Origin of the sequence: Corynebacterium sp. CCM 9204 (assembly GCF_041357695.1) — a bacterium.
In the GTDB taxonomy this organism is placed as follows: Bacteria; Actinomycetota; Actinomycetes; order Mycobacteriales; family Mycobacteriaceae; genus Corynebacterium.
Genome location: NZ_JAUERX010000006.1, coordinates 1 through 19,363, shown reverse-complemented (window position 1 = coordinate 19,363; position 19,363 = coordinate 1). Strand labels below are relative to the sequence as shown.

The following is a 19,363-nucleotide window of genomic DNA, read 5'->3' as shown; positions in this document are numbered from 1 at the left end:
TGTGATTACTTCAGGATGACGGAACGGGTCAGGTTGCGCGGGTGATCCGCATCCAGGCCGCGGGTCCGGGCGGTCGCGAGTGCGATGCGGTGGACGCGTACGAGATCCGCCAGGGGGTCCAGATCATCGTCGATGAACCGGGCACCGGTGTCTGCGACCTGCTCTGCGAGGCCCTCGGGGGCAGGGCCGAAGTTCCAGGTGATGCGGCCTTCGGAGGCGATGGCGATCGGGCCGTGGCGGTATTCCATGGAGCTGTAGGATTCGGTCCATGCCTGGCAGGATTCACGCATCTTCAAGGCGGCTTCGGTGGCTAGCCCGAGCCGCCAGTCGGTGCCGAGGAAGGAGTACTGCTCGGCGTTGACGAGGGATTCGTCGAGGTCTGCAGCGAGGATGTCGCGGGCCTGGGCGATGGACTTCTCGATGACGGAGCGGTCATCGATGGAGGCCCGGAGGAAGGTCAGTGCGGTGGTGGCGAACCTGGTCTGGACGACAGACTGTTCGTCGGCGAACTCGAGGTTGATCACGTGATCGGCGAGTTCCGCGACGGGGGAGTTCTGGTCACCGAGCACGGCGATGGTGCGCATCCGGTCTCCGACCTTCTTCAGCAGGTCGATGATTTCGCTGGTGGTGCCGGAACGGGTGATTGTGATGAGGACGTCGTAATCGCGGTCGAGACGGGCTTCGGTTGCGGTGTAGGCGTCGGTGACGCCGTGTCCGGCACTCTCCCGGAGAGCGGCGTAGGACTGCGCCATGAACCAGGAGGTGCCGCAGCCGACGACGGCGACGCGTTCACCGGGCTTCGGGAGGACGGAGCGCTCCTGCTCCATGTCAAGTGCCTTCTGCCAAGTGTCCGGCTGGCTGGTGAGTTCCTGTTCCATGTGGGTGCCGAGTGCACTGCTCATGCTGATCGTCTCCTAACGAAAAGACTGTGAATGGTTGATTCGTGGCTGCGTGGAGGTAACGGCGATCCGTCCGACCGTCGTCCTGCTCACGTCCTCCGTTTGTGGACGACCAAGGTGGGTGAAGGTCAGCGGATTGTCACCTTCGATGATTGCAGATGATTGAAAAGCTGTCTACCCAATCGTCAAACGATCAGAGATATTTCACACTCGGGGGTGACGGTTCGGACATGTCCGATGGGCGTTAGTGACGTTTTCCGCTTCGCAATGTCGGCTATGACATACATCACTTAATGTATAAAAGTGCAGGTAATGATGCATTATTTGACCACGATCGGGGTGTCTAACTGGAATTGCTACCCATTTTGGCGGTGACAAGGGTGGGGGGAGTCTCCTTGGTTGAAGTGATTGAAAATGGAAATTAAGGCTTGCGGCACGCAAAACTGCTCAATACGATCAGTGTTGTGACAGGCGCACAGCGCGTAAACAGGGAGCTGGGCCACAGAAACCTGCTTCCGGCCACAGTCCTGTCACCCACTCGCGGGTGGCAGAACGTAGAAAACGATCACGAACGAATCACCGGAGGATGAGGAGACAATGACCTTCAAACCCGATGCGGTCGCCGCAAAACAGAGTGCTGCAGACTGGCGGGAAGCCATCCGACTGGTCGGAGGACTCTACGAGCGGGAAGGAATTGCCACCAGCGAGTACGCGGAAGCGATGATCGACGGTGTGACCGAGTTCGGTCCCTACATGGTGCTGATGCCAGGTCTGGCGATGCCGCACGCAAAGTCCACATCCGGAGTGAATCGTGCCGGAACCGCCGTTGTCACTCTGTCCACCCCGGTGGATTTCGGCAGTCCCGCCAACGATCCCGTCGATGTACTCGTTTCCTTCGCCGCAGGTGACAGGAAAGGTCACATGGAAATGATTAAGTCATTGGCCAAGGTGCTCTCCGACGGCGAACTGATTGATCGTGTCCGGGCCGCGGAGACCGACGAGGAACTCGCCGCAATCTTCGCGGAGCGCAACGACGACTGAAAGCTTCATCTGCTTCACATTCACACCAGACAAACCACACACCGACAGTAAGGACACCACAATGATCTCCATCGCAACCGTCTGCGGCATGGGCCTCGGAACTTCCATGATGCTCGCCAGCCAGATCCGCACCCTCCTCAAGGGTGAGAACATCGATGCACGGGTTCAGGCCATCGACCTCGGCTCCTTCAAGTCCCAGCCCTCCGACATCGTGGTCACCACCAGCGGTATGGCCAGCAATGTCCAGGGAACGAAGTCCATCGTCGTACTCATCGACAATCTCATCGACAAGAACGAGGTCCGCACCAAGGTGCTCGACGCCGTCAATGAGTTCAACTCCAAGTAGTTAATCCACCACCTTCTTACAGATTGGTGCTGAATCGCCATGAATCCCGTTCTCCAGTTCATTGTTGAGCTGATCCAGATCCCGGCCGTCATTGTCGGCGCGATCGCCTTCATTGGTCTGATGGTCCAGAAGAAGCCCACCGGCGATGTCGTCACCGGAACGGTGAAGACAGCCCTGTCGCTGCTGATCATCGGTGGTGGCGCAGGCGTCCTCGTCCAAGGACTCTCTCCCATCCAGCAGATGTTCGAGATGGCATTCCCCGCCTCGGGTATCACCACCTTCGTTACTTTCGATGAGGCCGTCGTCTCCGCCGTCCAGTCATCAGGTGTCGGTTCCATCGGTTCCGAAATCGGGCTGACCATGTTGTTCGGCTACATGTTCCACCTGTTCCTGGCACGTGTGACCCCCTGGCACTACGTCTACCTCACGGGCCACATGATCTGGGTCCACGCCGGTGCATTTACCATTTTGATGCACTCCCTCGGCTTCAACCCCTTCCTCACGGTCTTCACCGCGTCGCTGCTGGTCGGTTTCTACTACACGGTCGCCCCCGCCATCGCGCAGCCCTTCGTCCGCAGGATCACAGGCGGCGACGAGGTCGGTTTCGCACATGGCCAGACCCTGCTGAACGTCCTCTGCGGCTACCTCGGCATGGTTATCGGCAATAAGGAGAAGTCCACCGAGGACACCCAGCTTCCCGAGAAGCTCTCCTTCTTCCGTGATGTCGCGGTCTCCACGACCATCGTCATGACGATCGTCTCCCTGCTGTCCGCGAGCGCTGCGGTCATCACCGGTGGTACCGGGGCCTTCCAAGCCGCGACTGATGACGGTGGCATCTCGAATGGCCAGAACTGGATCGTGTTCGCCCTGCTGATGGCGCTGCAGTTCACCGCCGGTATGCTCATCCTGCTCTACGGTGTCCGCATGCTGATCGGTGAGATCGTCCCCGCCTTCGAGGGCATCTCGCAGAAGGTCATCCCGAACGCCATCCCGGCCCTCGACGTCCCGGTCCTGTTCGCCTTCGCCCCCAACGCCCTGCTCGTTGGTCTGATCTCCGGCCTCATCGGCCAGATTGCCGGTATGGCGCTGTGTGTCGCGCTCGGCTGGCCGGTCCCGATCCCGTCAATGATCGTCGCCTTCTTCGCTTCCGGTACCGCCGCCATCTTCGCGAACTCCACAGGTGGCCGCACCGCCGCCTGGCTCGGTGGCTTCCTCTGGGGCTTCCTCGGCTGGATACTCATCTCCTACGCCTTCAACATGCAGGTGTTCGGCGACCTCACGCCGTACAACGCAGACGGCCTCGGCTTCACCGTTCCGGACGCCATCGTCCCCGCCATCGTCGTGGACGGAATCGGAAAGCTCTTCGGAGTCTGATAGCCCCCTCCGGTGCCCGGGATATTCGCCCGGGCACCGGCTCAGGGCGGTGTCCGATCCGTCCGCCCACCGATTGTCACTCACCACGTTCAACCAGACAGAAGGAAGAGAAACACCATGTCAGACCTTCTCAACACCTACTTCGACGAAATCACCGCACTGCTCGCGAAGATCCGCGAGGAAGAGCTCCCCAAGATCGAGGATGCTGCGGACACCATCGCCGACAAGGTTATCGCAGGCGGCCGTATCTTCGCCTTTGGTGCCTCCCACTCGTCGCTGCCGGTCCAGGACATCGTCTACCGCGCGGGTGGTCTGATGCTCATCAACCCCCTCTACGGCCCCGGCATCGAAGCCCTGACCACGCGCCCCACCACCCTCGGTTCCCAAATGGAGCAGATGCCCGGCTACGGTGAAGTGCTCTTCAACAACTCCCCGCTAAAGGAGGGCGACGTCCTCATCGACGTCTCCGTCTCTGGCCGTAACGCCGTGCCGGTTGAGCTGGCCCGCAAGGCACGTGAGAACGGTGTCTTCGTCGTCGCCCTGACCTCGCAGAAGTACACCTCGGCTGTTGACTCCCGTGTCCCGGACGGAACTAAACTGCTCGACCACGCCGATGTTGTCCTCGACAACAAGGTCGATCCGGGCGACGCCGTCCTCTCCCTCGATGGCATTCCGCAGAAGTTCACCCCGGCCTCCGGCGTGACCTCCACAGCCATGCTGCACAGCCTCTCCGCCGCGATCATCGAGAAGCTGCTCGCCAAGGGCTTCTCAGCACCGGTGTTCCTCGCCGCCAACCTCGATGGTGGCGCTGAGTGGAACGCCAAGCACATGGCCGAGAACGCCGACCGGATCTTCTACCTGAACTAATCCGGCCTGCTCGCTCGCGTTCCCCGCTGCGCGCGAAACCTCCCGCCCACCCCTTTCCCGGACGAAAGCGGGTGGGCGGATCTCCAGCACACACAGACCTTCCTGAATTTCCCCGACCGGTACACCGATACACGCAAAAGCGGTCCGGTCTTCCACAAGGTGTCATACGGCACCTCACCAGCAAGGAGAACACCATGAAGAAACTCCCGCTGAAAAAGACTATTGCTGTCTTGGCTGTCAGCGCCGTGAGTCTCCCACTCTATGGGTTCGTCGGATCGAGTAGCTCCGTCGGATCGAGCGACTTTGACTTCGGAAACTTGTTCAGTTCGCTGAACGGGTTTAGCAGCGCCACCGTTGACCCGGCACCCGGCGGTGACGGGGATGCCCACCGTGACGGCTGGAAACTCCAGTACCAGGAGACCTTCGATACCGCCCCGAACCTCGATGCGGTTCCGTGGGTCCAGGACACTTACGGTGACAACCGGTGGAACGTCGACGAGTTTGACGATGACGGCATCTACTTCCAGCACATCGGTGGCCCTTGGTTCGACCGGGCACTCAACAGCTTCAAGCTGCTGAGGAAGAGTGTTCCGATCGGTGAAAAGGGATGGCTGACCGTCGAAATGGGCACCCGGGACATCAATCCCGACGGCTCCAAGGCAACACCGCCCACGCTGGAAGTTGAAAACGGTGCTGCGAAGCTCAATGTGCCGTGGGATGGCGGTTTGATTCTCACCGCAACTGACCCGCTGCCCAGCCAGTACCGCGTCGAATACGAACTCAAGACCCTCGACTTCGGAGGCAAGCGGCCCGGCGGGGAGAATGGCGGTTGGGACTACGACGGCAAGACAAACGGCTACACTCCCGGGGAATGCAAGACCAACTTCCCGTGGACCCGCAGGGGTGACTACAGCCAGGGCGAGTCCGAGAAGGTCGACGGCTGCGCGAAGCCCTGGGGCAACGTCACCGCAGAGAACGGCTACTACCTGCTGTCCATCATGGACTACGCACACCCCGCGCCGCACAACAACATCTTCATCCACAGCCACCGCAAGGTCGGCATGGACATCTACTCCGTGAACGGTGGCTGGGCCAAGGCCTACAAGACCTGCAACCCCGCCACCAAGGAGATCTTCTCCTACCTCGACTCCAACGGCAACGGTGTCAACGAGATCTTCTTCGACGGTGGTGCCTGGCGCGACAAGGGCTTCGCCTACAACCAGTTCGTCATGCACACCGAGTGCGGCATCCGCGACGGTTCGGAGAAGAACGCTACCATCGTCTCCGCAGTCGAGCTGCAGCCCGAGCTCATGCCGAACGAAACCTACACGTTCGCGATCGAGCGCACCGCCACCGGCTACGTGCAGGAGATGACCGGTAACTTCAAGAATGTCGGGCATCAGACCTACCGCTACGAGCGCCCGTTCGTCAGCGAGGTCAACGGTCGGCCCACGGCGATCTGGCACTACAACCAGACCCCCGAAGAGTACGACGGCAGCTTCAACGAGACACTGACCTTCGACGAGGGCACATACGGCTCGTTCTCGAAGGATATGTGGCCCAAGGGTTCCGCGTACCCGGACAACTTCGTCATCGGGATCCCGCACCTGAACTACTACGAAGGTTCCGCTACGGTCGACAACATCCGGCTTTACACGCCGGAGTAAAAACGGCCCCGCACGGTTCGGACACCGCAGTCGATGGCTCAGGACGTCGGCTGCGGTGATATCCCCGGTGGTGGCCAAGCCAACCGCCGAAAAACAGTGCTCCGAAGTATCCCGCGCCCCGCATTGTCCAGTGGGGCGCGGTTTTTTGGTTTCCGGACGGTGGAGCCGTACCCAGCGGGTGTCTCTGTGTTGCACATGTGGTTTGGCGGTCGGGGAGGGCGCCCCACCTGAAGATGAGGGGAGCAGCTCGAACAGAGAAAAACCGCCCGGGGATACCCGGCCGGTTGAGGTGGGAACGCATGAAATCGTGGATTGCGGGGGTGCGGTGTCGTCAGTGGAGCCGGTTGCGCTCGTCGACCGTGATGACCGTGCTGGCGGCGAGGGTTTTCTTGCTCACCCCCCGGCGGGTGAAATAGACGAGGTAGACGAGCCATCCGATGGCGGTGACCGTGAGGAAGGAGATCATACGGTAGACGAACACGGCTCCGAATGCGTTTACACCGGTCATTCCGACGGCGACGAGGGTCGCGGTCATCGCTGCTTCGACGGGGCCGAGACCTCCCGGGGTGGCTTGGACGGTTCCGGCGATCTTGGCTGTCACGTAGGCGAGCGTCACGCCGGCGATGGTGGTGTGATCGGCATCCGCGTAGATCGCGGGGAAGATGCCAGTGACTGCCCAGACGCTAGCCCATAGTGCGACGATGTCGAATCCCCAGTTAAGGAGCGACCAGAGGGAGATGACCGCGAATCGTGGCAGGGTCAGCCGGACATCGTGGAGCTGATGTACGTGATTGAGAATGCTTTCGAGCCCCTCCGTCTGGTCCCTCCGCCGGAGTGCGTTGAACCGGGGCCACCATCTGCGGACCCATCTGGCGAGGTGGCGTGGGTTTCCGGAGGCCCAGTAAACGGCCCACGCGAGGAGTGACATCACGGCGAATGTGACGATGAGTGATAGGAGCGATAGGTCGGCGCCGAGGACGACGATGGCGGACGCCCCGAGTGCGACGAGCCACATTGTCGACAGTGCGCCGGAGAGGACGATCTGCCAGGAACAGACCATGACCCCGGCCCCCCAGGAACGCATCGTCTGATACTGGAGAACCGTGGAGAATGCCTGGCCCCCGGGAAATGATGATGACCAGGAATTGGAAGCGAACGTGAGCGCATTCGCATCCCGGCGCCGGATTTTCACCCCGCCCGCGCGGAGAAGGAGACGGAGGACGTTCGCCATGGAGTAGAGCGATGCGAGCGATGCGAGGAAAACCACGCTGACTCCGGCGGGCTCGGCGCGCCGGACAGCACCGAGGCCCCGGATGAAGAAGTCGGTGCGATCACGGAGGAAGAAAATGGCCAGCGCAACGAGAATAAGTGGTGCGCCCCACCTCACCCAGGGGTTGCGACGAAAGCGTCTGAATCTCCGGATCATCTTTCGATTCTCCGGTTTACCTGTCCGGTGTCGTCGGCTTGAAGGCGGGCGAGGAGGTCAGGAAAGGGGATGAGATCGTCATCGTCATGTACGGTTCGTCCGTGCCGGGCTGCCTCGCAGTCATCGATGACGATGGCGTGGTCGACGGGGAGATCCCCGGGTACAGGTATTGCGGTCGGGATGTCGGAACCGTGGCCGAGGTGCTGGGCAGCTTTTTTAATGAAACCGGGTGCCCACCAGTTGTCTTCCCTCAGGAGGTGCATGACGGCAGGTACCAGGAGCATGCGGATGATGGTCGCGTCGAGAATCAGCGCGGCGATCATGCCGAATGCGATGTACTTCATCATGACGATCTCGGAGAACCCGAAGGCACCGCAGACGACGATCATGATGACGGCGGCGGCGGTGATGATGGATCCGGTGTGCGCCGTGCCGTAGCGGATCGCCTGGTCCGTGGTGGCGCCCCGTTCCCGGGACTCGACCATCCGGGAGACGAGGAACACCTCGTAGTCCGTGGATAGTCCGTAGATGATCGCCATGATGAGCACGAGGACTGGGCTCATGAGCGGCCCGGCGGAGTACCCGAGGAACGACGATCCGAGGCCGTCGACGAACATGGCGGTGAGGATACCGAGGGTTGCCCCCATACCGAGGATGGTCATGATCACGGCCTTGGCAGGCAGGATGAGGGACCCGAAGGTCAGCGCCATGAGGATGAACGTGGCGATGACCACGTAGAGCGCCATCCACGGCAGTTTCTTGAAGAGCGCCTCGATGGACTCCACTTCGAGGGCGGGTGTGCCACCGATGTAGACGTCGACGCCCTCGGGGACGTTGATCTCCCGGAGCTTCTCGACGACCGACTCATTGAATGTTCGGTCGGTGATTCCGGCTGCGAGGATGGTGGTGCCGTTCTCGGTGGGGGAACTGGGGCTGAATCGTCCGGTCAGCCCGGGTACGGCGTTGGCCTGCTGGTAGACCTGAACGAGCTGATCGTTGGTGGCGCCAGTGACCACGAGTTTGATGGGTTCCGTGCGGAAGGCCGGGAAGGTCGAGTCGAATTCGGCCTGGGCCTGTCGAACATCATTGTCCGGGGGCAGGTACGTCTCATTGATCCCGCCGAACTTGACTCCGGCCAACGGCAGGGTGAGCAGGAGGAGTCCGGCGACGATCGCAAGTGTGACGATCTTCGAGTGCCGCATTGCCCAGGCGGGGACACGGCCCCAGAAGCCCTGGGTCACGTCCTCCCCGGCATGGGAGGTCTTCCTGATCGCGAACCTGTCTACACGACGCCCGAGGAGGCCGAAGATGCTGGGGAGCACGGTGATGGACAGGAGTGCCGCCAGGCCCACGGCGCTGATCGCACCGTATGCCACGGACTTGAGGAACGCCTGAGGGAAGATGAACAGGCCGGACAAAGCGACGGCCACCATACCTGCGGAGAAAACTACGGTCTTTCCTGCCGTCGCCGTTGTTGTCGCCACGGCGTCGGGGACGTCGGATCCGCGGTCCAGTTCCTCCCGGAATCGGGACACCATGAACAGCCCGTAGTCGATCGCGAGTCCGAGGCCCAGCAATGTGACCACTGACTGGGCGAACACGTTGACCTGGGTGAATCCGGCGAGAATGGAGAGGATTCCGAGTGAACCCAGGATCGAAAGAACACCGACGATCAGCGGCATGGTGGCCGCGATGATCGATCCGAAGACCACGAGGAGCAGGAGCGCGACGGCAGGCAGTGCGTAGAGCTCGGCTCGGGAGACATCTCCGGCCATTCCTTCGTCGAGGGCATCCGCGACGGCCGTGGACCCGGCGACGGAGACCCGGAAACCGTCTGGGAGACCGTCGGGGATGAGGTCATCTTCGACGGCACGGAAATCCTTCAGCGTCTGTTCACCGTCGCCCCTGAGTCCGATTGCGGCGAATGCGGTGCGGTGATCATCGGTGACGAGCTGCCGGTTACGGGTGCTGTCGAAGTAGCTCGTGACATGGCTGATCTCGTCGGGGTGCTCGGCCCGGAACCGGTTGAGATGCTCGGAGATCATACGGAACGCCGTAGGGTCATCGACCGTTGCATCATCTGGAGCCTTCACCAGAAGGATGACATCGCCGTTGTTATCGCGCCCGAAGGTTTCGAGTTCTATTGCTGCGGCGCGGCTGGAGGACGAACCAGGATCATCCCAACCCTCTTGACTCATCCGGTCGTCGAGGCGCAGACCGAACAGGACGTAGAGAGCGCAGATCGCGGTGAGTACCACCACCGGAACCACACGGCGGTACCGGTAGGCGAGTCGTCCCCAAGTCGTGAACACAGCGTTGTCGGCTCCTTTTCTTCGTTTTCGAGGGTTGAAACGGTCGGCTCAGGACCGGTGGGAGAGGAGCGCTGACAGCGGGCGGAATGGCTGCAGCCAGGCGCCTCCCTCGGGAAGCGAATCGAGGGAGATACGCGGCAGGGGCTCCCGGAATACTCCGGGTATCTCTTCGAGATCGATGAACTCGATCATCTCCGAACTGACTGCCCAGGAGGCGTGCTCATGGAACCCGATGACGGTGACCGGCATCTCGTCAGCCAATTCTTCGAGGGTCTCACGGAAGTTCTGACCGTCGGCACTGGCGACGACGAGCCCGTGGAGCACGCCCTCTTCGTGGCGTCGTCGAATGTGGGCGAGCATGTCCGGATCGACGTCCGAGTCATCATCGGTCTTGGGCTTGGCGAAGACCGCGAAACCGACATTCCGTAGTGCCTCGACCCACGGGCGGACGACGTCGGCGCCACCCGGAGCGACGTTGGTGAATACCGTTGCCTCGGGCTCGAGGTGGAACCCGAGTTCCTCAGAGCGCATTGATGCGCGTCCGAGGAGCCACCGGCCAATGGCGTCGAAGCGCGGACGGTAGACGGCGGTGGGGCGTCCTCCGAGGATGGCACCGAGCCCCATGTCGAGGTTCGGGGCATCCCAGACAAGCAGAAGTGTTTCGGGACCGTACTCCGCGGCGGGGTCGGAGTGGTCGCTGTAGTTGTGTGTGTGATCGTGGTGGGCGTTATTCATGTGCGGATCTTTCGCTGGTGTACGGCACCGGTTCGGCCGTGGGCACGGTGGAGGTCACAGGGGACGCTGCCAGAGGAATTCGGTGATGTTGTGGTCACGATCGAGGCCCTTGCCCTCGAATTTAGTGATCACCTGTCGGTCGACCAGTTGCGGGCAGTCTGGCCACGGCCAGCCCCGGAACTTCAGGTCAGGTTCGACGTCGATGAGCTCGTTGATCCACTCGGCGTAGTCGGCGTGATCGGTGGCGACATGCAGGACGCCGCCCGGCTTCAACCGTCCGGCGATGAGGTGTAGTGGACCGGATTGGATGATACGGCGTTTGTGGTGCCGTGCCTTTGGCCACGGGTCCGGGAAGAAGATGCGCACACCGGAAAGAGAACCCGGGGCGATCATGCGGTTCAGTACCTCGATGCCGTCACCCCGGATCATCCGGATATTGTCGATGTCTCCGCGCACCGTCGCACCGAGAAGCTTGGCGAGGCCCGGCTTGTAGAGTTCGACCGCAATGACGTTCACGTCGGGTTCCTTGACTGCCATCGCCGCAGTGGAGGTGCCTGTACCGGAACCGATCTCCAGGATGGTTGGCGCGGTACGCCCAAACCAGGCGTCCGTGTCGATCATCTCGTCGACCAGAACCTTGCCGAAGTGGGGCCAGTGTTCATTCCACAGCTTCTGCTGGTTGTCGGTCAGGGTGCCTCGTCTGAATGTGACGTTACCCAGACGGGGATAATCCAGGCCGTCATCGAAGACAGACTGGAGGCGGCGACCGGAGGGAAGTTCCCCGAGATCGTTCGGCATAGGAGAGTTATCGGTACTAGACATCTCATCCAGTTTGCCTGCTGTGCCCGAGAAACTTCAATATATGGAGCCACGCCCTTGTGTTGCAGATCACTTTTCTTCTTGTGTTGCTGTCGTGGTGGAGTTTGCGTGGCTGCAATTCAGCCCTGAACGGGGGTGCTTTCCGAACATGCAATCGGGTTATTTATACGGCTTTGAGTGGTATTTTCGGGGGTGATGCACTGGTAATGACAAATGTGGTCAGAGTCTCAATCTGACTGCCTGCGGGGGGTGATGGGGTACAGCTACGCTAAAAGTTGAGAACTCTGCCGAACGACAGAAGATGTCAGGAGTAAAGATGACCGAGTCAACAATCCCACGCCTTGAGGGTGTACTGCCCACGAAGAACAAGGAACTGATCCGATGGATCTCCGAAGCTGTGGAACTGTTCCAGCCGGAGAAGGTCGTCTTCGCCGACGGCTCCCAGGAAGAATGGGATCGGCTCGGGGCTGAACTCGTCGAGGCCGGTACCCTCATCAAGCTGAATGAGGAGAAGCGCCCGAACAGCTACCTGGCGCGTTCGAACCCGGCCGATGTCGCCCGCGTTGAATCCCGTACATTCATCTGCTCCGAGGATGAGTCGGGGGCTGGTCCCACCAACAACTGGATGGATCCGGCCGAGATGAAGGCCGAGATGACCGAGTGCTTCCGGGGGGCCATGAAGGGCCGGACGATGTACGTCGTCCCCTTCTGCATGGGGCCGATCAGTGACCCTGACCCGAAGCTGGGTGTCCAGTTGACGGATTCCGCATACGTGGTCATGTCCATGCGCATCATGACCCGCATGGGTACCGAGGCCCTGAATAAGATCGGCGAAGACGGCGAGTTCGTACACGCCCTTCATTCCGTCGGTGCCCCGCTCGAGCCGGGTCAAGATGACGTCGCCTGGCCCTGCAACGACAACAAGTACATCACGCAGTTCCCGGACACCCGCGAGATCTGGTCCTACGGTTCCGGCTACGGCGGAAACGCCATCCTGGCGAAGAAGTGCTATGCCCTGCGGATCGCATCTGTCATGGCCCGTGACGAGGGATGGATGGCCGAGCACATGCTCATCCTGAAGCTCACCTCCCCGGAGAACAAGTCCTACTATATCTGCGCCGCTTTCCCGTCGGCCTGTGGCAAGACGAACCTGGCAATGCTGGAACCCACCATTGACGGCTGGACGGCTGAGGTGGTTGGTGATGACATTGCGTGGTTGAAGTTCGGTGAGGATGGCCGACTCTATGCGGTTAACCCGGAGAATGGCTTTTTCGGTGTTGCACCCGGTACCAACTACGATTCGAATCCCAACGCCATGAAGACGATGGAGCCGGGCAACTCCCTGTTCACCAACGTCGCACTCACCGATGACGGTGATGTCTGGTGGGAAGGACTGGAGAACAAGCCCGCCCACGCGATCGACTGGAAAGGCAACGACTGGACCCCCGACTCCGAGGAGCCGTCCAGTCACCCGAACTCCCGCTACTGCGTCCCGATCTCCCAGTGCCCCGTCGCGGCGGAGGAATTCGATGACTGGCGTGGTGTCCCGGTATCCGCGATTCTGTTCGGTGGTCGGCGCCCTGACACCGTCCCGCTGGTTACTCAGGCATTCGACTGGAACCACGCCACTATGATCGGTACCCTGCTGTCCTCCGGACAGACCGCCGCCTCATCCGAAGCGAAGGTCGGTGCTCTGCGCCACGATCCCATGGCCATGCTACCTTTTATCGGGTACAACGCAGGCGAGTACCTCCAGCACTGGATCGACATGGGCAACAAGGGCGGCGACAAGATGCCGCCGGTGTTCCTAGTGAACTGGTTCCGTAAGGGAGATGACGGCCGTTTCCTGTGGCCCGGATTTGGCGAGAACAGTCGTGTACTGAAATGGATCGTTGACCGCATCGAGGGCCGTGTCGATGCTGATGAGACCGTTGCAGGCCACACCGCTCGCGCCGAGGATCTTGATCTTACCGGCCTGGACACCCCGCGGGCCGATGTTGAGGAAGCCCTGACCGCTCCCCCGGAGCAGTGGGCCCGCGACATGGAAGACAACGCTGCCTGGCTGGAGAAGCTCGGTCCTACCGTACCCAAGGAGGTTTTCGACCAGTTCGAGGCACTCAAGGGGCGCATTGAGAAGGCGCATAGATAACGGGAGGGAGAGAATTATCCAGTACTCGGGTCGCCAATGAGGCTCGGTTCTTTCCCGAAATGAAATCCGCCCACACGCTACTGAAGTGTGTGGGCGGATTCCGTTACGTAGAAGTATTATAGATGAGAGAAACCAATACGGTCCGGTTCGGAGAAGACAAGCACTCTCGGTGAGCGTTAGTGTCTATCGGCTAGAATATGTCCGGAGGATTCCTACGCGCAGATGTCTTTCAAGAACAGGTATAACGCCTCGACAGTTTGCCTAATAATTTCTGGTTTTATCCGATGACTTTGACCCCTTAGCTGTACCGGTGCTATTTCGGTGCACGGTGAACCGGGGGCATGTCAGCAACCCTGGCTACAGGGATCTCTCCCCTCACGAGACTATTTGCAGCCAACTGGTGTTGCCTGATGATTGAAATCAGACGGGTAAAGTTTCAACACGCGAACACGCTGATCGACCGGTATGTTGGTGGCACAGCCTTTGGACCAGTGGTTCTGTCGGTTCTTTCGGTTCTGTAGAACGACGCCTGCGCCGTCGACCAGTCCTTCTGTGAGCGGGTTGTTCGGATGTGCCAGGAAAAGGATTGGTGCCTCGGCCTCTGGGATCTCGGGTTCAAGCCATCAAGCATCCTGGTCCATTATCCATACTGACAGCTCACTAAGTGCGAGTTCACCACTTTTGGGCTGATCTGGTTAGCTCCGATGTTTTGACAAACAAGTCAATGCAAACCCATGCGCTGTATGTTTGGATATGTATTGACTCGGTGCGTTGGCTGACTGGTTTGCCATGTATTCCTACCCAGCTCATTATTGCGGTAATCGACCAAGCATGGACTGCCGGTGTTGCGTGATCCGTAATTGGGACCCGGCTGATATAGGTTTATCGCCTCTGAGGCCATTAAGTTCTAATTAGGATGGTAACTCGTCTCTAGTTTTGAAATGTTGATCTGATTGGTAATCGATCCGCAAACAGCCGTTACTGTTACCTAATCCTGAAACAAAACCACACGCATGTATATGTCTGTGATACGCGTATAATAGCAAGTCGCAGAAGACCTGCTATCTGCGGATTGAATAAGTATTTAGGTGTCCCGACCGAGGAGTGTGTGTGACGTCCGAGTCGACATGGGTGTTATGTCGCGGTCGGTTATAGAGTTTAGCATCATCCTAGATGGATGCTTTTCTAGTTTCGCTTATTTGTGCATCTAGGGGTGCTGAGATAAGTCCTGGGGCGGGTAATTTCACTTACTATTGATTATTTAATAAATAATGAACCTCGTGTTGAGGTTAAACCTCTCGGGTTTTTGATATCTGCACTCCCCTCAGTATTTGTAGTCGAACGTTAGAGATAAATAAGGGCTTATTGGGCATGTCGGAATAGTTGAGGTATCCCATGTTATGGATCTGTTGGAATTACCAGACCTTACCGAAGGTGAGCTATCTATTGAAAATTTATCGACCGTTCGAGGTATTTTATTTTATGGTCGACTTTGTGCTGTTATTGCGCCATTGATTCTTGTTGCTTGATCATAGTATCGATTTTGCCGTAAATAAAATAAGCGTGGCTTTCGTTGTTTGCAAAATATAGTAACTGCCTTTCTGGGTCTCATGTTGAAAGTATTTTCACTTAATAAAACCTTATTCATTTTAGCTTTAAGATGAATTCTCTCAGCGTGGCTTCTTCATTGTGAAGACGTGTTAAGGATCATTTGGGCTGAGACCTGGTGGTCCAAATTATGTAGGTGACCAGCATGGATATATCTACGATGTGCGGGATTTGAGGTATCTGTAGCGGCCTTGTGGGATGGGGCTGGGGTGAGTTAATAGCCTTTTCAATCCCTCAATGTTTCATGGCGGGGGGCCTTGATACTGACCAGTTCACTTTCCCATTAGTTAAGTCATCTTCCTGCAAGTTTATCTGTTTATGTTTGTTTGATCTTGCGGTGGGTGAATTTGAGCAATTTTCCACTATTTTGCATCATTTGATCAACTTGTTCAAGTTCACTAATTGGTGGTTTACTTAGTCTAATGGGGATGTTGAGTATTTGGCCTTATTCAAGAATTACAGGTTCTTTCAATTTTGTCAATTATGTCAAATCGCTTATCTCCAAACTTTCTCAGATCCGAAGTTGGGTTTGTTGAAGTAGTGCCGTTGGCCAAGCTTTCCCGATTTATATTGAATATAAAAGCATCTCAAGGCGATTGTTATGAAAATGTATTTCTGATCCTTTGCCGTTCAATTTGAACAATTATTTGTATTGCCATGGCAGGCCCTGACGTTTCTCATAAAATATATCAATTTTAATGATAGGTAATCACAATATGTAGGCGCGTAGAAGGTCGTAACCTTTCGAAATCTGCCTAAATGATCTTCAAGTAACCTTAAAACATCTAAGCTCCGAGCATGATTAGGGATAAAAATTCTACATGTTTCGCAGCAACTTTGTCTATTCTTCAAAAAATCTGAGCATAAAATGAGGTAAAAGTGTGTGCAAAAGGTCACTAGCAGATAATCGGCCTAGCTTCAAACTTATGGATCTGATAGTCTTAATCACGTCGGTATCTGCCCATCTGTATAAGGAAAGAAAATAATGAGTAATCCCAGCAAACGCGGTCCGGTTGGACTGTCCAGGCAGGGGCGAGTCAGGCTGATTGCCAGCGTCGCCTCGGTAGCCCTCATGATGCCCGCTATCACCGCTCCGCCTTCAGGCTTGGGCTTCGTGTCGGTCGCTGAGGCTCGGGAGATGAGTCCTGAAGGCTCCAATGGTGCGATCAATGCGGATGCAATCGAGTCAGGCGCAGTTACAAGAGCCGTCGATTTAACAAATGCCAGAAGGTTGCTGTCGGGTCGTGCAATCTTGCTCGACGGTAACGATGTGAATCCGCTTTTTGCCGAGAAAAATAATCCGACTCCCATTCCTTCAGGAGTACCGGTTTACGCGCAGTGGATTGACCGGGATGGTGCAGTTTCGCCGGTCTATGTTGCTCATACGCACGATCTGCCCGGTGTCGGTGGAGGCGCGGGTACCTACGCTTTCCAGTTCCCCAGCTGGTTCGATTCTGAAGGTAAAGAGAGGATCTTCCTTCCCGCGGCCGGTGGGCGTGTTAAGTGGCGTGTGTGGGTTCCGCCCTTCGTTAATGAGAATACCGGGAATGAAGTAACGACCATTCGTCAGGTCAGTGGGTTCTTCCCCGGCGCATTCAGTAATGCTATTCCAGCTTTAGGTGAGTGGGTTACTCTTTTCCGGAGCGTCCAGAAGACCGCGCTTATTCAATATGAGAAGCCGGGCTCGTACATGTTCAAGGGTGAACCTGTACTAGATTCCGAGGGTGCCGATACCAGCGTGGTTTTCGGAGGGCCTAATAATTCAATTAACGGCTCGGTCTGGAAAGAGAATGGGCGAGGGGATCAGACGCCCTATAAGCCGGCTAAGAGGCCAGTTTTGGGGGATGAGTTTGCTGAAGGGTATGAGGTTGTTGCATCGTCGATAACTCCGGCGGGGAAAGAAGTTTTTGAACTAATTAAAACTCTTCCTAAGAATGAGCAGCGGCTCGCGACGAAGAACGCACTTGAATCGAATCCTGAGTATATATCTGCGACCAGGTCGGCGAAAGTTGACGAGAATGGTCGTTACACCATTAGATTTGAGGATGGTGAGCTTGATGCGGGTTTGATGTATGTCGCGGTCAAAGACCTTGAGGGAAACTATGTGGCGAATTATGGTAAATTTAGTTCGCCGATTTTCCTGCCCGCAACTAATGATCAGGGAGTCAATCCTGATGTCCCCGAGAGTTATGCCTACTTCCGCAACAAGGTTCATAACCTCAACTTTGCTTTGATTGAGACTGAGTATCCTCAAATTCGCATCACTAACTATGATGTGATGGAGGATATGGCACGTCCTGGAGATACTGCCGTTCTCGAACTTAGCTCCGGAAAAATTGCTCCCCAAGGGCAGCGGATTGTGTGGACGGACTCGGAGGGTCGGGAAGTAAAGGTCTGTGAGGATCTATTCTCATCTGAGGATGTTCAAAGCTGTACATTTACGGTCCCAGAGAATCTTAAAGCGGCCGGCTCGACGTATACCGCATCGCTATATGACGGCGAATTTATCGTTTCGGCAGATTCATTCTTTGCGAAGCCATTCCCGGTAGATCCCACGAATGAGGATCCGGAGATTGCTCCTAAGAATGGTGTGAGTGTGACGGAAGGGGAAGAAGTGCCTTCCAATACCTTGTTGGCGACGATTAGTGACGACAAGGAGATTGATCCCCGTGGAATCTCTGTCAGTGGTCTTCCAGAAGGTGTTAATTGGGAGTATGTCGAGAATGATGAGGACCCGAGCTCTGGTCGGATCATCCTGAATGGTGTCCCCGAAATGGGTACCGCCTCAGAGACGCCCGTAGATGTGACCGTCACGGTTCAGGACGCTAATGGCGCAGAGGTTTCGGAGACGATTCCGGTAGCTGTTAATCCGTCGAATAAACCGCCCGCTATTACCAAAAAGGACGGTCTATCGATGACTGAGGGCCAGGAGGTGCCTGCGGGTACTGTGCTGGCGTCGGTGTCTGATGACAAGGGTCTGCCTGAGGGCGCGGTTGAGGTCAGTGGTCTGCCTGAGGGTGTGACTGCTGAGTTTGATGCGGAGTCCGGTCAGGTCGTGTTGGGTGGTACGCCTGCTGAGGGTTCTGCCCAGGATGATGCGTATACCGTGACGGTGACGGTGACTGATTCTGATGGTGAGTCTGTAGAGGAACTGGTTGAGGTACGGGTTAAACGTGAGGTAACTGCTGATGTTGATCCGAAGTACGCCGAGAATACAGTTGTTCGTTCAGGGCTAGAAGCGTCGTCGAAGGAGCCGACGTTTGTTAACCCTGAGACTGGGGAGCCTGTCACTAGGCCGGACGGCGCTATTTTTGCGCTTGGTGAGTTGCCTTTCGGCGTTGAGGCGGAAGAGGTGAGCATTGACGAGAACACTGGTGTGGTCACCTATAGGCCTAGGACTAACGGCTCTTTGGCCATTTACTCGTTCCCGGTTATCGTTGAGTATTCGGATGGTTCAACCGATGAAGTAGACGCTAATTTCGATGTTCAAGGAAATGATCTTTTCCTTGAAGCAAGTTATGATGATGTAGCTGCCGTCGTCGGTGAACAGAAGTCTTCTGGCCCGATTAAGTTTGCTAATCGAGACGAACAGGATCCGGAAGTTAAAGTTCCGGAAAATCCTCGTTACGATCTGTTTGGTAAGCGGATTGGTGATGACGGCGAGCAGGTCGATGCCGATAATGCCACTATTGATCCTGTGACTGGTGCGGTGACATACACGCCGAAACCGGAAGAAGGAGGAAAAACTGTCATCTTCTTAGTCAGTATTGAGTATACTGGAGCAGAAGGTGATACTGATTCAATTCGGGTTCGTTTCAATGTTGATAAGATCACTGTCGGTGTTGATCCGAAGTACAGTGATACTCCCGCGACGTCCGGTGAAAGTGCTTCTTCTAATGAACCAAGGTTTGTCAAGCCTGGTACTGACGAGGATGTGGATAAGCCTGCTATAACGTCGTTTGCAGTGGGTGACAGTGCGCCTGAGGGGGCGGAAGTTTCGGAGTCTGGTGTTGTGACGTATACACCGACGTCGAGTGAAGCTGGCCAGACTGTCGATGTTCCGATCGTTGTGACGTATGCGGATGGTTCGACCGATACGGTGACTGTTCCCTTTGTTGTA

The 19,363-nt window shown here is 57.2% G+C and carries 12 protein-coding genes; 7 read left to right on the top strand and 5 right to left on the bottom strand.

Translation table 11 applies throughout. The annotated features are described in order from the left end of the window. Positions 1-5: 5 nt before the first annotated feature. Entirely contained in the window at positions 6-902 is an 897-nt protein-coding gene (locus QWU43_RS10810) for an SIS domain-containing protein (RefSeq protein ID WP_370915426.1), read from the bottom strand. 594 nt (positions 903-1,496) lie between these two features. On the opposite strand from QWU43_RS10810, the gene QWU43_RS10805 reads away from it, so the two are divergent. The 5 genes from QWU43_RS10805 to QWU43_RS10785 all read left to right on the top strand — a co-directional run bounded on the left by QWU43_RS10805 (position 1,497) and on the right by QWU43_RS10785 (position 6,194). Next, complete coding sequence (locus QWU43_RS10805) at positions 1,497-1,940, top strand: PTS sugar transporter subunit IIA (RefSeq protein WP_370915427.1); 444 nt, start codon at positions 1,497-1,499, stop codon at positions 1,938-1,940. Between the two features lie 61 nt (positions 1,941-2,001). Continuing rightward, positions 2,002-2,286, top strand: a complete 285-nt coding sequence (locus QWU43_RS10800; RefSeq protein ID WP_370915428.1) for a PTS sugar transporter subunit IIB — start codon at positions 2,002-2,004, stop codon at positions 2,284-2,286. A 39-nt stretch (positions 2,287-2,325) separates the two neighbouring features. Next, on the top strand, positions 2,326-3,660 hold the full coding sequence (locus tag QWU43_RS10795; protein WP_370915429.1) for a PTS ascorbate transporter subunit IIC: 1,335 nt from the start codon (positions 2,326-2,328) through the stop codon (positions 3,658-3,660). 117 nt (positions 3,661-3,777) lie between these two features. Beyond that, positions 3,778-4,527 (top strand): sugar isomerase domain-containing protein, encoded by a 750-nt coding sequence (locus QWU43_RS10790; RefSeq protein WP_370915430.1) that lies wholly within the window; start codon positions 3,778-3,780, stop codon positions 4,525-4,527. Positions 4,528-4,721: 194 nt separating this feature from the next. Beyond that, positions 4,722-6,194, top strand: a complete 1,473-nt coding sequence (locus QWU43_RS10785; protein WP_370917853.1) for a hypothetical protein — start codon at positions 4,722-4,724, stop codon at positions 6,192-6,194. A gap of 331 nt (positions 6,195-6,525) precedes the next feature. Here QWU43_RS10785 and QWU43_RS10780 read toward each other — a convergent pair whose 3' ends face one another. From QWU43_RS10780 to trmB, 4 genes are read right to left on the bottom strand one after another with little or no spacing between them, the layout of a single operon-like run. Beyond that, on the bottom strand, positions 6,526-7,620 hold the full coding sequence (locus tag QWU43_RS10780) for a YbhN family protein (RefSeq protein WP_370915432.1): 1,095 nt from the start codon (positions 7,618-7,620) through the stop codon (positions 6,526-6,528). Further along, positions 7,617-9,932 (bottom strand): MMPL family transporter, encoded by a 2,316-nt coding sequence (locus tag QWU43_RS10775; protein ID WP_370917852.1) that lies wholly within the window; start codon positions 9,930-9,932, stop codon positions 7,617-7,619. Before QWU43_RS10775 ends, QWU43_RS10780 begins: the two co-directional genes overlap by 4 nt. 48 nt (positions 9,933-9,980) lie before the next feature. Then, a complete protein-coding gene (locus QWU43_RS10770; RefSeq protein WP_370915434.1) occupies positions 9,981-10,667 on the bottom strand; it encodes an NYN domain-containing protein in 687 nt (228 codons plus the stop codon). A gap of 54 nt (positions 10,668-10,721) precedes the next feature. Then, complete coding sequence (gene trmB / locus QWU43_RS10765; RefSeq protein WP_370915435.1) at positions 10,722-11,489, bottom strand: tRNA (guanosine(46)-N7)-methyltransferase TrmB; 768 nt, start codon at positions 11,487-11,489, stop codon at positions 10,722-10,724. 313 nt (positions 11,490-11,802) lie between these two features. On the opposite strand from trmB, the gene QWU43_RS10760 reads away from it, so the two are divergent. Then, on the top strand, positions 11,803-13,635 hold the full coding sequence (locus QWU43_RS10760; protein ID WP_370917851.1) for a phosphoenolpyruvate carboxykinase (GTP): 1,833 nt from the start codon (positions 11,803-11,805) through the stop codon (positions 13,633-13,635). Positions 13,636-16,228: 2,593 nt separating this feature from the next. After that, the coding region (locus tag QWU43_RS10755) for a YPDG domain-containing protein (RefSeq protein WP_370917850.1) at positions 16,229-19,363 on the top strand (3,135 nt) is incomplete at its 3' end.

Excerpts from the sequence above, each read along its gene's own strand:
- QWU43_RS10810 (WP_370915426.1), bottom strand. The coding sequence starts at position 902 with ATGAGCAGTGCACTCGGCACCCACATGGAACAGGAACTCACCAGCCAG.
- QWU43_RS10805 (WP_370915427.1), top strand. The coding sequence starts at position 1,497 with ATGACCTTCAAACCCGATGCGGTCGCCGCAAAACAGAGTGCTGCAGAC.
- QWU43_RS10800 (WP_370915428.1), top strand. The coding sequence starts at position 2,002 with ATGATCTCCATCGCAACCGTCTGCGGCATGGGCCTCGGAACTTCCATG.
- QWU43_RS10795 (WP_370915429.1), top strand. The coding sequence starts at position 2,326 with ATGAATCCCGTTCTCCAGTTCATTGTTGAGCTGATCCAGATCCCGGCC.
- QWU43_RS10790 (WP_370915430.1), top strand. The coding sequence starts at position 3,778 with ATGTCAGACCTTCTCAACACCTACTTCGACGAAATCACCGCACTGCTC.
- QWU43_RS10785 (WP_370917853.1), top strand. The coding sequence starts at position 4,722 with ATGAAGAAACTCCCGCTGAAAAAGACTATTGCTGTCTTGGCTGTCAGC.
- QWU43_RS10780 (WP_370915432.1), bottom strand. The coding sequence starts at position 7,620 with ATGATCCGGAGATTCAGACGCTTTCGTCGCAACCCCTGGGTGAGGTGG.
- QWU43_RS10770 (WP_370915434.1), bottom strand. The coding sequence starts at position 10,667 with ATGAATAACGCCCACCACGATCACACACACAACTACAGCGACCACTCC.
- trmB (WP_370915435.1), bottom strand. The coding sequence starts at position 11,489 with ATGTCTAGTACCGATAACTCTCCTATGCCGAACGATCTCGGGGAACTT.
- QWU43_RS10760 (WP_370917851.1), top strand. The coding sequence starts at position 11,803 with ATGACCGAGTCAACAATCCCACGCCTTGAGGGTGTACTGCCCACGAAG.